Source organism: Nocardia sp. NPDC004168, assembly GCF_040610355.1.
GTDB classification, from domain to species: Bacteria; Actinomycetota; Actinomycetes; order Mycobacteriales; family Mycobacteriaceae; genus Nocardia; species Nocardia sichangensis.
Genome location: NZ_JBEXME010000004.1, coordinates 253,391 through 266,749, shown reverse-complemented (window position 1 = coordinate 266,749; position 13,359 = coordinate 253,391). Strand labels below are relative to the sequence as shown.

12 protein-coding genes are annotated in these 13,359 nt (G+C 69.5%); 4 read left to right on the top strand and 8 right to left on the bottom strand.

The window, feature by feature from the left end; all coding sequences use genetic code 11:
• The first annotated feature begins 19 nt into the window (after positions 1-19).
• Positions 20-787, top strand: a complete 768-nt coding sequence (locus tag ABZW96_RS10640) for an SDR family NAD(P)-dependent oxidoreductase (protein WP_355073364.1) — start codon at positions 20-22, stop codon at positions 785-787.
• Here ABZW96_RS10640 and ABZW96_RS10635 read toward each other — a convergent pair whose 3' ends face one another.
• The gene (locus ABZW96_RS10635) at positions 788-1,426 is read right to left on the bottom strand and encodes a methyltransferase domain-containing protein (RefSeq protein ID WP_355073362.1); all 639 of its coding nucleotides are present in this window, start codon (positions 1,424-1,426) and stop codon (positions 788-790) included.
• A gap of 110 nt (positions 1,427-1,536) precedes the next feature.
• Between ABZW96_RS10635 and ABZW96_RS10630 the strand changes: the two genes are divergently transcribed.
• Positions 1,537-2,952, top strand: a complete 1,416-nt coding sequence (locus tag ABZW96_RS10630; RefSeq protein WP_355073360.1) for a hypothetical protein — start codon at positions 1,537-1,539, stop codon at positions 2,950-2,952.
• Positions 2,953-3,759: 807 nt separating this feature from the next.
• Here ABZW96_RS10630 and ABZW96_RS10625 read toward each other — a convergent pair.
• On the bottom strand, positions 3,760-4,785 hold the full coding sequence (locus tag ABZW96_RS10625; RefSeq protein ID WP_355073358.1) for a stage II sporulation protein M: 1,026 nt from the start codon (positions 4,783-4,785) through the stop codon (positions 3,760-3,762).
• A 43-nt stretch (positions 4,786-4,828) separates the two neighbouring features.
• Between ABZW96_RS10625 and ABZW96_RS10620 the strand changes: the two genes are divergently transcribed.
• Positions 4,829-5,629 (top strand): RDD family protein, encoded by an 801-nt coding sequence (locus tag ABZW96_RS10620; RefSeq protein ID WP_355073357.1) that lies wholly within the window; start codon positions 4,829-4,831, stop codon positions 5,627-5,629.
• On the opposite strand, the gene add is transcribed toward ABZW96_RS10620, so the two are convergent.
• The 6 genes from add to ABZW96_RS10590 form a co-directional block, all read right to left on the bottom strand.
• Positions 5,608-6,627, bottom strand: a complete 1,020-nt coding sequence (gene add / locus ABZW96_RS10615) for an adenosine deaminase (protein ID WP_355073355.1) — start codon at positions 6,625-6,627, stop codon at positions 5,608-5,610. The genes ABZW96_RS10620 and add overlap by 22 nt on opposite strands.
• Before the next feature lie 72 nt (positions 6,628-6,699).
• Positions 6,700-7,995: a DUF58 domain-containing protein gene (locus ABZW96_RS10610; protein WP_355073353.1), complete on the bottom strand. Its 1,296-nt coding sequence runs from the start codon at positions 7,993-7,995 to the stop codon at positions 6,700-6,702.
• Positions 7,996-7,998: 3 nt separating this feature from the next.
• Positions 7,999-8,976: a MoxR family ATPase gene (locus ABZW96_RS10605; protein WP_355073352.1), complete on the bottom strand. Its 978-nt coding sequence runs from the start codon at positions 8,974-8,976 to the stop codon at positions 7,999-8,001.
• 67 nt (positions 8,977-9,043) lie between these two features.
• Positions 9,044-10,093 carry a DUF4129 domain-containing protein gene (locus tag ABZW96_RS10600; protein WP_355073350.1) on the bottom strand — a complete coding sequence of 350 codons (1,050 nt, stop codon included), beginning with the start codon at positions 10,091-10,093 and terminating at the stop codon, positions 9,044-9,046.
• Positions 10,090-10,887, bottom strand: coding sequence for a hypothetical protein (locus ABZW96_RS10595; RefSeq protein WP_355073348.1), 798 nt, complete (start codon positions 10,885-10,887; stop codon positions 10,090-10,092). Before ABZW96_RS10595 ends, ABZW96_RS10600 begins: the two co-directional genes overlap by 4 nt.
• Positions 10,888-10,978: 91 nt before the next feature.
• On the bottom strand, positions 10,979-11,518 hold the full coding sequence (locus ABZW96_RS10590; RefSeq protein ID WP_355073346.1) for a TetR/AcrR family transcriptional regulator: 540 nt from the start codon (positions 11,516-11,518) through the stop codon (positions 10,979-10,981).
• Between the two features lie 84 nt (positions 11,519-11,602).
• On the opposite strand from ABZW96_RS10590, the gene ABZW96_RS10585 reads away from it, so the two are divergent.
• The gene (locus ABZW96_RS10585; protein ID WP_355073344.1) at positions 11,603-13,141 is read left to right on the top strand and encodes an MFS transporter; all 1,539 of its coding nucleotides are present in this window, start codon (positions 11,603-11,605) and stop codon (positions 13,139-13,141) included.
• Positions 13,142-13,359: the final 218 nt, after the last annotated feature.

Here is a 13,359-nt window from a genome sequence, read left to right as displayed (position 1 = left end):
ACGTGTTCTAATTTTTGGCATGCGCAGATTTGACGGCCGCCGCGTGGTGGTGACGGGAGCGGGATCCGGCATCGGTCAGGGCATCGCCCTGCGGCTGCTGGACGAGGGGGCGCAGTTGGTCGCCGCCGACATCGACGCGGCGGGTCTGGCGGCCACCGCGGAGAAGGCGGGCGACGGCGCGGAACGACTGCGAACGGTAGCGGTCGACACCGCCGACCCGGAGTCGGTGCGCACCGCGATCGCAGCGGCGCTGGAGTTCCTCGGCGGACTGGACGTGCTGGTCAACGCGGCGGGCATCCTGCGGCCCGCGCGCACCCACGAGATGCCGCTCGAGGTGTGGGACCAGGTGATCCGGGTGAATCTCACCGGCACCTTCCTCATGACCCAGGCCGCGCTGCCCGCTCTGCTGGACACCGGACGCGGCGTGGTGGTCAACATCTCCTCTACCGCGGCCTTCAGCGCGGCGCCCTACCTCGCCTCCTACGCGGCGTCCAAGGGCGGCGTGAACGCCTTCACACACGCGATCGCCCTGGAGTACGCCAAGCAGGGCTTGCGCGCGGTGAACATCGTTCCGGCAGGCATCACCAGCGGTATCACGACGAAGTCCATCCTGGATCAGCCCGAGGGTTTCGATCCGCAGCTGTTCTCCCGGATGACCGGATGGCTCAACGGGGGAGCGCTCGGCAGCCCGGAGGACATCGCCGGGGTGGTCGCGATGGTCGCCTCCGACGACGGCAAATACATGACCGGCACCGAGATCCGGGTCGACGGCGGCGCGCTGATGTAGTCAGCGGGGCATCGCCACCAGCAAATGGTGCGGAATCGGCGTGCTCGCGAGCCTTCGTTGCTCGACGGTGCAGCCCGCCTGTTCCAGCGCCGCGACCACCTCCGGGACCGGGCGCAGGGTGAACCCGTACGACGTGAACGGAAGCTTTGCCATCGCGTCCGGATCGCCGATGCCGATCACCAGACGGCCGCCCGGCCGGACCACCCTGGCGAGTTCGGCGCAGGCCACAGCCAGGTCCGGCACGAAGTACACGGTGTTGACGGTGATCGCGGCATCGAGGCTGTCGTCCGGCAGCGGCAGCGCGGTGAGCGAGCCCTCCACCAGCCGCAGACGACCGGCATCGATGTCGCTGCCATGACCCGAGCGGGCGCGTGCCAGCATGTCGGCGGAGATCTCCACGCCGTGCACGACGCCTCCCGCGCCGACCCGCTCGAGCAACAGGGAAAGCCCCGCTCCACCACCGAACCCGACGTCGGCCACGGTGCCGCCCGGCGCGACGGCGGCGGCCTCCACCGCCCCCGTAATGGCGGGCTTGTTGCTGCGATTGAGTACGAAGGCGACACCTTTGCCGAGCACGCCGTGGGGATTCCCGAGTTGACCGGCGAGTGTGGACAACAGACGGCCCCGAACCGAGTTCATGCGCGTCATCGTATCGGCCCCCGTTGTGCCGGGTGGCGCGGCGAATACCCGAATACTGTTCTCTCCGGCATCCGTTCGGATACCGCGTTGCCCAGCGAAAGAGGACCGCGATGCGTCGGCCGATGACCCTCCTCGCCGCCTGCGTGCTGGCATTGCTGGCGGCTCAGCCCGCGTCGGCGGCTGGGCCATGGGGTCCGCTCGCGCCGCCGAATCCTTTCCTGGGGCCGACCGGCACCGCCACCATGCACGGTGACGCGGGGTCCTCGGACGCGACACCGCTCGCCGGTCCGGACGCCCGCGCCGCGGCGATCGGCGCGTACCCGCTGGCCTCGGCGTGCCCCACCCTGCTGGAGGGATCGGACCGACTCGTGGTCGCCCTGTGCACCGCGATCGCGGGACAGACCCCGACGGTGCATTTGCTCGATCCGGCGGCGCCGGGCCTGTTGGCGCCATCGCTCGCCGCGCTGCCGTTGACCAAGGGCAGTCTGCTCGGCGGTGTGTACGCCTACCTCGATCAGGACGACCGTCTGGTGGTCGTGGACGGCACCGACCGGTTGCTCCGGGTGCGGCACGAGCGTGACGCGGCGGGAGCGTGGCGGCTGATCAGCGAAGAGTCCGCCGACCTCGGGTCGGTGATCCCGTCGGGGGACAACGTGACGGGACTCGTTCCGGACTGGTCGGGCAACGTGTGGTTCGCGACCGGCCGGGGAGTGGTCGGATTCGTCACCCCGGCCGGGCTGGTCACCGCGTTGACGCTGCCCGCGGGGGAGCAGGTGGCGAACAGCATCTCGGCGGCTCCGCGTGGACAGGTCGCGGTGGCGACGACGCACGCGCTGTACGAACTGCGCGTCGGCCCATCCGGCGCTCCGGAGATCGCGTGGCGCGCGGCCTACGACCGGGGATCGGCGCGCAAGCCGGGACAGCTCAGCTGGGGCACCGGGTCGACGCCCACCTACTTCGGTCCCGAGACCGGTGCGGACTATCTGACCATCGTCGACAACGCCGACGGGCAGGTGCATGCCTTGGTATTCCGTTCCGGAACAGGCGAATTGATGTGCACAGTTCCGGTGCTCGGCGAAGGTGGGGCCGGCAGCGAGAATTCACCCGTCGGCATCGGCCGCTCGATCTTCGTGGCGAGCACATACGGCTACCCGTATCCGGCGCTGCCCGAAGGGGCGGGGCCCGCGTCGCCGCCGAACGCTCCTTTTACCGGGGGGATGACGCGAGTCGACGTCTCCGCTGACGGATGCCACGTGATGTGGGAGAACAAGGTTCGGAGTGCCGCCGTTCCGCGGCTGTCCACCACCGACGGCGCGCTCTACACGGTCGCTCGCGTCGGTTCCGATCACGCCACGCCCGTGGACGGGTACGCGTTCACCGTTCTCGACCCCGAAACCGGTGCGGTCACCGCATCGCATCCGCTGCCCGGCACCATCGTCGACGATCCGCTGGAGACCGCACCGTTGATCACACACGACGGCCGTCTGTTGCAAGGCACGGTCACCGGGATACTGCGCGTCGGTTGAGCCCCCTATCACCCTCAAGGTGATTCAGGTCACTTTCGCGGAGTGATTCGAGTCGCGGACTGCCGTTGCGACGGTCCGGTTCGGGCGTTGGAGTGCGGCATGGCCGTGCGTCGACAGTGACGTGGGTCACTCCAAGTCGGGTGTCACGGCGTCGATTTCGCGCGGTTCGACGCTCGGTAACGGCAGGTGAGGCGAAGATCACATGCCTCGTTATGGTTGCGGCTCCGGTGCTGAATCGGACGTGCCGAGTGGGTGAACTGGATCCTTTTCACTCACTGGTTAATGCGGAGCCTGTCGGGGAACTGCCCGGTCTTCCCGGCGTGCCGCTATGTCTTTACCCGGTTTATTACCGCGTAAACAAACTTCTGGTCTCTTTCCATTGGACGGTGACCAGCAACTGTCCTTTCGCGCAAATGAACGTGCAGGTGGGAAGGGGTGTCAGCAACCATGGAGGGGTCTATCGAAACGCTCCGCTAACGCCCGAGGCGAGTTCCGATTCATTGCCGTGACGTATTCCCCGTGACTATTCCGGCGGAGTCGCCGGAGCGGTGCCCGGTCGCCGAAATCATGGTCGCCCTAGTCGCATGCGGTTAGCTGGCACGGGGCGAAAAGGTGCTGCCGCAAGGGTTTGCTGGGGTGCTGCTTTATACGCTTGACCTCGACAGGCAGGGTTGCGTAGGGATAACGGTTGTGTAGAGTTGACGGTAACGCTGGCCGCAGCTAGAGCAGCGACTCGCTGCGGCCAGCGGAACTCAAATGGGGGACTTCCGAACCGATCTGGCGCCGCTTAGCTGCCGATTGTCCCAGTCACTTCACCCAGCGTGTGCTGAATGTTGGCTGCGTCACAGTGGTCAGATGATCGTCCGATGACTCGGCACCGGGCTTCGCCTGCTCCGTGACCGCGCGGCGTCCCACCCCGAACACGTACACCAGGAACAACGCCTCGGCAGTGAATCCGATCGCGATGCGAATCGGTGTGGGTAACGGGCTCGGCGTCACGAAACCTTCGATGAAGCCACAGATCAGCAACACTCCGACCAGGCCGAGCGCTACGGTCGCGGTCGCCCGGCCCTGCCTGGCCACCGCCTCCACCCGGCTGAGCCGACCCGGATCGATCAGCGTCCAACCGAGTTTCAGGCCGACGCCGCCCGCGACGAACACCGCGGTCAGCTCCAGCGTGCCGTGCGGAAGGATGAAGCCGAAGAACGAATCCAGCCGCCCCGCATCAGCCATCAGGCCCGCGCTGACACCCAGGTTGAGCGCGTTCATGAACAGCAGGTAGACCGCGGGCAGGATCAAGACGCCGGTGAACAAGGCGATCGCCGTCACCCATGCGTTGTTCGTCCATACCTGCGCGGCGAAGGCCTCCTGCGGATGCTCCGAGTAGTACGTCTCGAACGCGCCGCCCGGCGCGGTGAGGCTCCTTGTGTCCTCGGGAATTCCGAGCACCTCGCGGGCCGAATCGAACCGGTCCACCCAGACTGCCAACCCGGCCGACACCGACAGGAACACCGCGGCGACGCCGACCCACCACGGCCATGCCCGATAGAGCGCCGCCGGGAAACGGTGACTGAAGAACCGTCCGATCTCCTGCCAAGTGTCGGCTCGCGTGCCCAGCACCCGGCCGCGCGCACATGCCAGCAGCGCGCTCAGCCCGGCGATCAGCTCCGGGTCCGGGCTGTGTGACTGCAGCCGCGCCAGCTGCTGGGAGGTGCGGCGGTAGAGCATGACGAGTTCGTCCGCCTCCGCGCCGGTGAGCTTGCTCCGGGTGGACAGGTAGTCGAGCCGGTCCCACGCCCTGCGGTGCGCCAGGCTGTATGCGTCCACGTCCATTCGGTTGCCTCCCACTCCCGCCGGTCGCAAGAATGCTATCGACATGGCTGAGTTCACCACCGGCGAAGCAGTGGCCCTGGAACTGCCGATCGCCCGCATCCCCACCAGGGCCACCGCGTTCCTGATCGACGTGCTGGCCCAGTGCACGCTCGGGTTCGTGCTGTTGTTCGCGATCGTCACGTTGCTGCTGCCTGCGGGCGTCGACTCGGCCTGGTTGGACGTGGTCGCACTGGTGACCATCGTGACCGTGCTGGTCGGGTACCCCGTGACCTGTGAGACCGCTTGGCGGGGACGAACACTGGGCAAGCTGATGCTCGGGCTGCGGGTGGTGCGCGAGGACGGCGGGCCGATCGATTTCCGGCACGCGCTCACCCGCGGCCTGGCGGGCGCGATCGTCGATTTCTGGATGCTGGGCGGGTTCGGCGCCATCGCGGTGCTCACCTCGATGTGCTCGCCGCATGCGCGGCGGGTCGGTGACGTGCTCGCCGGCACCGTGGTCGTGCACGCGCAGCGCCCGCTGCCGCCGCCCGCGCTCGCGATCGCGCCGCCGTGGCTGACCGGCTGGAGCGCGCAGCTCGAGCTGTCCGGACTACCGGAAGATCTGGCGCTGGCGGTGCGGCAGTACCTGACCCGCTTGCGCACCCTCACGCCCGCGGCGCAACACCAGCTGGGGACGGCGCTCGTTGCCGAAGTGTGCGGCCGGCTGCGCGTCGCGCCACCGGCCGGTTGTCCGCCGTCGCAGATTCTCGGCGCGGTCATCGCCGAACGGCAGCGCCGAGTGCTGCCGTGGCCGCTGTACCCGGTCTTCCCGCCGCGCGCCGGTCAGCCGTTCGCCGCCACGTAGTCGTCGATCTCGCGCAGATAGGCGTCCTGCCGTGCGGGCGTGATCCACGAGGCACGGAAGGAGTTCCGGGCCAACTCGACCATCTGCTCGGTCCCGAGACCACCTTGCTCGGCGAGCGCGAGGTAGTTGTCGGCAACGTAGGCGGCGAAGTACGCGGGGTCGTCGCTGTTGACCGTCACCGTCAGCCCACGGCTCAGTAGACCGACGATCTCCTCGGCTTTCATCTGCGCCGTGACGAAGGAGTTCGACACCGGACAGCAGGTGAGCGCGATCCCCTTGGAGCAGGCCAGTTCGACCAGACGGTCGTCCTCCACGATGTTGGTGCCGTGGTCGATGCGGTCGACGGCGATGTCCTCCAGCGCCTGGCGGATGTGCTCGATCGAATCCGGCTGGTCGATGTCGCAGTGCATCGTCAGGAGGAACCCTTCCGCGCGGGCCCGCTCGAAGACGGCGGCGAACTTGCTCGGCGGGTTGCCCCGCTCGTCGGAATCCAGCCCCACACCGAGGATCCAGCTCTTGTACGGCAGCGCTTCCAGCAGCGTCGCCATGGCGTACTCCGCGGAATGGTCGCGCAGGAAGCACAAAATCAGTTCGGCGGATATCCCCAGTTCCCGCCGCGCCCGTGCGATCGCCGACCGGTATCCGCTGATCACCGTGGGGAACGGGACTCCGCGCCCGGTGTGCGCCTGCGGATCGAAGAACAACTCGGCGTGACGCACGCCTTGGCCGTGCGCTCGGCGCAGATAGTCGAAGGCGAGGTCGTGGAAGTCCTCCGGGCGCTGTAGCACGCGCATCGCGGGGTAGTAGACCTGGAGGAATGACGTCAGGTCATGGAATCGGTAGGTCTGCTTGACCTCTTCCACGCTCTTCTCCGGCAGCTCGATGCCGTTGCGCCGGGCGAGGCGGAACTTCAGCTCCGGCTCCAGCGTCCCTTCCAGATGCAGGTGCAGTTCCGCTTTGGGCAATCCGCGGACGAAGGCGGCGAGATCTGAGGCCATGGGGTCATGATCCTCCTCGGCGGGCGCGCGAGGACGCGCTTCGACGAGACCGCGGCGCCCGGCGGAAAAGACTCAAAGGGCTCCGGATTGTTTCAGCTCCAGATATTCGTCCGCCAGGGCCTCCGGCAGTCGTTCCGGAGACGCCGCGACGACCGCGATCCCGGTGCGCCGCAGCGATTCCTGGACCAGCGCGCGTTCGGCGAGCACGGATTCGGCCGCGGCCGCGGCGTACAGGTCGGACAGGTTGTCGCGCCGGGTGGCCGCCGCGGCGACATCGGGGTCGGTCACCGAGACGATGAGCACGCGGTGCCGTTGCGCCAGGACCGGCAGCACAGGCAACAGGTTCTCCTCCACCGCGGCGCCGTCCAAGCTGGTGAACCAGACGACCAGGCTGCGCCTGCGAGTGCGCTGAATGGCCGCTCGCACCAGTCCGGCGCTGTCGGTGTCGACGAGGGCGGGAGTGATTCCGGCCATCGCGTGCATCAACTTCAGCTGGAGACCCTTTCCGCCGACACCTCGGACCTCGGCGCGCGCTCGGCGGTCGAAGGCGAGCAGGTCGACCGAATCCCCCGCGGCGGCGGCGAGACCGCCGAGCAGCAGGGCCGCCTCGATGCTCGCGTCCAAGCGCGTACCGTCGCCGACCCGGCCCGCGCTGACCCGGCCGGTGTCCAGCAGCATCAGCACGTGCCGGTTGCGCTCCGGCCGCCAGGTGCGGACCAGGACGTCGGTGGCGCGGGCGGTGGCGCGCCAGTCGATCGCGCGCACGTCGTCACCGGCGACGTACTCGCGGAACGAGTCGAATTCGGTGCCCTGCCCGCGCAGGTTGGCCAGATTGCGGCCGTCGAGGTGCTGCAACCTTCTGACTTTCGACCGCAGCAGCCGTTCGGCGCGGAACGCGGGCAGCGCCCGCACCCGGGCGGGCACGTCCCGCCTCGTCTGCCTGCCCGCCAGTCCGAGCGGGCCGATCAGTCGCACCGTGATCCGGCCCGCGACCCGATCGCCGCGGTAGGTGGGCGTGAGCACGGTGCGGAAACGGACCTTGGTACCAGGGGCGAGATCCAGTACGTGCGCGCCGTTCTCGGCGCGTGCGCTGTCGGGCCAGTCGTCCCACACCGTCCCGCGCAGCCTGCGGGCTCCGGTGTTGACCGCGACGAGTTCCACCTCGGCGGAGCGGCCGAGCCGCACCGTGGTCAATGCCTCGCGGGACAGCGACAGGTCGCGCGCCCGCCCCACAGCGCCGAGATCGACGAGCAGCCCGGCGGCCAGGACGCAGGTCACCACGACCACGCCGACCACCGAGGGCAGGACCAGGGTGACGAACAGGGCCGCCACGCCTGCCGCGGCGGCCAGCCGACCGGTGACGACCATCGGCTACACCGGGACCGGGACCGAGAGCAGCAGCGACGACAGCACGCCTTCGGTGGTCACACCGTCCAGTTCGGCCTCCGGGCGCAGGTGCAGGCGGTGCCGCAGCACGGCGACGGCGACGGTCTTCACATCGTCCGGCGTGACGAACCCGCGCCCGTTGAGCCAGGCGAACGCGCGGGCGGCCGCCATCAGGGCGGTCGCGCCACGGGTCGACGCGCCGTGCTGTACGGCGGGCGAGATGCGGGTGGCCCGGCACACGTCGACGGTGTAGGCGAGCACCTCGGGGCTGATCGTGGTCTGCGCGATCGCGGTGCGGGCGGCGGCGATGTGCGCCGGGCCCGCGACCGGACGCAGTCCCGCGGCGGTGAGGTCGCGCGGATCGAAACCCGAGGCGTGGCGTTGCAGGATGCGGAACTCGTCGTCGCGACCGGGCAGGTGGATGTCCACCTTGAACAGGAACCGGTCCAGCTGCGCCTCCGGCAGCGGATAGGTGCCCTCCTGTTCGATCGGATTCTGGGTGGCGACGACGACGAACGGATCGGGCAGCGGCCGTGGTTTCCCGTCCACCGAGACCTGGCGCTCCTCCATCGACTCGAGCAGGGCCGACTGGGTCTTCGGCGGCGTGCGGTTGATCTCGTCGGCGAGCAGCAGGTTGGTGAACACCGGGCCGTGCCGGAAGGTGAACTCGGCGGAGTGCGGATCGTAGATCTGCGACCCGGTGACGTCGCCGGGCATCAGGTCGGGGGTGAACTGCACCCGCGCGTGCTCCAGGTCCAGCGCCGTGGCCAGCGCCCGCACCAGTAGCGTCTTGGCCACCCCCGGCACGCCTTCGAGCAGGACGTGGCCGCGGCACAGCAGCGCGAGCACCAGGTACATGACCGCGTTGTCGTTGCCGACCACCGCCTTGCCGATCTCGGCGCGCAGAGCATGGAACGCGGCGCTCGCCTGCTCGGCCGTCGGGGTGGTCTCGGTGCTGGTCATTCCATCTCCTGTGGTTCGCGGGCGTTCCCGCAGGCGGTGAGCCGGGCGAGGACCGGGCGAGGGCTTCTCATCCGACCTCCGATTCGATCCATTCGAGCTGAGCGGCGACCACCCGGAGGGCCTCGGGATCGGGAACCGGGCCGAACAGGGCGGCGCCGATCTGGGCCGGGTCGGCGCCGACGCGCGCGGCGATCACGGCGACGATCCGGTCCGGCGGGGTGTCGGCCGTGATGCCGAGAGGGGTGCGGATGCGGCGCAGCGCGGCCGCCCGCAGCTTTCCGGCGACGTGCTCGTGATCCTTCGAGCGGCGATACAGCGCGGCCTGGCCGCCGAGCAGTTCGTTCGCGGCCACTTCGACGGGGCGGGGTTCGCGCACCAGAGCGCCCCGTCTGCGGGCACGCCACCACACCACCAGCGCGGCGGCGATCAGGAACTGCACGCCGCCGTAGAAGACCGGTGCTGGCAGCCGGTCCCAGATCGCGTCGTCACCCGCCCCGAAGCCGGGGCGGTCCGGCGGAGGGACGTCGGGCAGATCCGGCGGCGGTTGCGGCGGCGGGGCGGTAGGCGCGATCGGCGCGCCGCAGGACTGCGCGACGCCGTAGACCAGCAGCAACAACGCGGCCGTCGCGGCGAGCACCGCCCAGAACCTGGGATCGCGCATCAGGTTCGGCAGCGGCGGCAGTTTTCGCCTGGTGCGCGGCTCCTGCTCGACCGCCTCGATCTCGACCGGTTCCGGTGCGGGGGGCGGCGCGGACCCGGAGAACCGGTCGGCGTATTCCAGCCTGCGATATTCGTCCTCGGTGGCGCGGCGTCCGCCGTAGACCACCTCGTCGAAGCTTCGTGCGGCGGGCTGGAACTCGGTGGCGGTCTCGAGCGGCAACGCGGTCGTCACGTCGTCGGCGGTCTCCCGCGCGGTCCGCGACCGCCGCACCTCCAGCACACCGCCTTGTTCCAGGCCGCGCAGCACGGCGCGGAAACGTTCCCGCAGGGCGCGGTCGAAATCCCGCTGCGTGGCGGCTGTTTCGGCGGCGGCGCGATGATCGGCGGCGGCGCCGAGCCGCGGGGTGCTGGGCGCGGGGTCGGCCGTTCGCGGCTCCATCGGCACGGGATCGCTCATCGCGCCTCCCGCCTCGGAATGCGAATGTCCAAACCCTCTCTGCGGCAGCGGCGATTGATGTAGCACACCACCCGCGACGAAGCCTCGACCACTTCGCCGAATGCCGTCAGCAGCAGCACCGCCGACGTGGTCAGCACGATCACCGGCCACCGGTGCGTGCCGGAGAAGTCCGAGACGAACAGCGGGATGCCGAGCAGTGGGACGGCGAGCAGCGTGAACAGGGCCCGCTGGGCGATCCAGAGCCCGGTGGTCGGCCACTCCGCGCCTTCGGCGAGCAGTTTCGCGCGCGCGACGCCGTCGCGATGCGTCGTGCGTTCGACCAACAGCACCGGCACCGCGACCCAGCGGCGGGCGCGCAGCCGGCCCAGCCAGATCGCCGCGAGCGGCAGCGTCACGATCAGCAGGCCGCCCACCGCGAGCACGCCGACGCCCACCATGGTGAACAGCAGTTGGAAGACCAGCAACGGACCGAGCGTCCCACCGAATCGGCGCAGCGCGGTCCGTCGGCCGATCGGGGTTCCGTCGACGGTCGCGAGCCCCAGGGCCACGGTCGTGCCGCGTAACGCGAACCGCAGCAGCCACGCGCAGGCCGCGGTGGACAGGATCGCCGCCCAGGCGGTGCCGGGGTCGGAGCCGTCGGTGAGCGCGGAGGCGCCCGCGGTCACCGCGACGACCACGGCTTCGGCGAGCAGCAGGCCCGTCGCGCTCAACCCGGCCAGGGCGCGGATGTTCGCCTGGATCAGCGCGAACGGCACATCGAGCAGTTCGCGGAAACTCAGCGGTCGGATCGGCACCGTCGCTCCAGGAGACCCCGGTACCGGATCTGTTCCCGCCCCGACGGCGCCGGCCGGTTCGGCGGCTGGCAGCACGGGCCGAGTCTAACCGTCAGCGCCGCAGTAAGCGGTCCACCACGTGCCGGTAGCGAACGGGATCGATGGGCGGAAGACCGAGCAGCGCGCGCAGGTACACGCCGTCGCCGACCAGCCGGATGAGGTCGGCCTGAACCGGGTCGGCGACCTCCTCGTCCAGACCGTCCGACCAGGAATTCATCAGGTCCACCAACGCCTGCTGCACCTCGTCCGGCTCGGGCGTGGCGTCGATGGTGCGCATGGTCGCGAGCATGGACCGGTAGAGCTCCAACTCCACCGCCTCCGCCTCGACGGCCGGGTTCGGCGTCTGCAGGTACCACTCGGCTACCGAGCCGCCTTTGGCGACCGAGTTGTCCAACTGCTGGCCCGCACGGTCGGCCAGTCTGCGGACCAAGCCCGCGAGCAGCGCGTCCTTGCTCTTGAAGTGATAGAGCAAGCCGCCTTTGGAGACGCCCGCGGTGGCCGCGACATTCTCCAGAGTCACGTGCGACATGCCTTTTTCCAGGAGCAAGGTCTCGAGCGCATCCAGGATTCGGTCGCGGGTGTCAGCCGTCACCCGGCTGACTATACCGTCCGGACGGTTATGTGAGTACTATACCGTCTGGACGGTAAGAAACAGACGACGGAAGTCGAGAAAGTCATGACCACCCAGACCGCGCAACCCGCCGAACGATCGACCAACGCCCCACCTCGAGCGGGGACACGCGAGTGGGTGGGGTTGTCCGTGCTGGCGCTCGCGCTACTGCTGCTGGCCGTCGACGCGACGGTGCTCGATCTGGCCGTGCCCGCGATCAGCGCCGATCTCGCGCCGACCACGCCGCAACTGCTGTGGATCATCGACGTCTACTCGTTCGTGCTCGCCGGATTGCTCGTCGTCATGGGCAACCTCGGCGACCGGATCGGGCGGCGCAAATTGCTGCTGTTCGGCGCGGCGGGATTCGGTGTCGCATCGATACTCGCGGCGTGGTCCCTGACGCCGGAAATGCTCATCGCGGCGCGCGTACTGCAGGGTGTCGCCGGTGCGACGCTGATGCCCGCGACGCTGGCACTGATCAGGTCGATGTTCCTCGATCCGCGGCAGCGAACCGTCGCGATCGCGGTGTGGAGCGCGATGGCGGGCGGTGGCGCCGCGGCGGGACCGCTGCTGGGCGGCTGGCTGCTCGAGCACTACTGGTGGGGGTCGGTCTTCCTGGTGAACCTGCCGGTCATGCTGGTGCTGATCGGGCTCGGTCCGCTGCTGATCCCGGAGTCGTGTGATCCGCGGCCCGGTCGTTTCGACCTGCTCAGCGCCGTGCTGTCGATGCTCGCGCTGGTGCCGGTGGTGTACGCGGTGAAGGAATTCGCGGCGCACGGGCCGAGTGTCCGGGTCGCGGTGATCAGTCTGATCGGCCTGCTTGCCGGGGCGTGGTTCGTGCGCAGGCAGCGACGATTGGAGCAACCGATGCTGGACCTGGCGCTGTTCGCGCTGCCGAAGTTCCGTACGGCGGTGCTGACCAATCTGCTCGCGGTGTTCGCGCTGGCCGGTGTGCTCTTCTTCGGCTCGCAGTACCTCCAGTTGGTGCTGGGACGCTCCCCACTGCAAGCGGGATTGCTGTTGCTGCCCGGTTTGTCGGCCGGGATGATCGCCTCGCTCGCCGCGGCCTGGCTGGTGCGGCGGCTGCGGCCGGGCACGGTGCTGGGCGGCGCGCTGATCACGGCGGCGGTGGGCGCGGCGCTGTTCGGCCTGCTCGGCCCCGACGCGGCCACCAGTACCACGCCGTTCGTACTCGGTTTCCTGTTCATCGGGGCAGGCGTGGGCGTCGCGCTCACCGTGTCCTCCGACCTGGTGGTCGGCTCGGCGCCGCCGGAGCGCGCGGGCGCGGCCGCCGCCGTGTCGGAGACCGCGTACGAGACCGGCGTCGCGCTGGGCGTCGCGATCCTCGGCAGCGTGGTCATGGCGATCTTCCGCAACGGTCTCGATCCGACGCACGTGCCGGGCGACCGGATGGCTGCCGCCTCGGAATCCTTGGGCGCCGCCACGGCTTTCGCACGTGAATTGCCGGAGGCCGCCGGGCGCGCGTTCCTCGCCTCGGTGCACGAGTCCTTCGTCTCGGGCATCCACTTCGCGGCCCTCGGTACCACCGCGATCTTGTTGATCGCGGCCGCGGTGGCGTTCCGTTTGCGCCATGCGCGCGGGTGATTTCGCGGGCCGGATTGCGCGGCGCTGCCCACGCCGGTGTTCGAGGCCGCGGCCGACCCGCCGGCTGCGGAACCACCACTGCCCGGTCGGCGGCGGTGAGCCCGCTGAAGACGATCATGAGGGTTCACCGCGCGACATCGGACCGACTGCGGTGCCGATCAAGCCGGCCGTCGCCGTGATGCGCGGGATGCGCTGCGCCCATGCAATACCCGGACCTG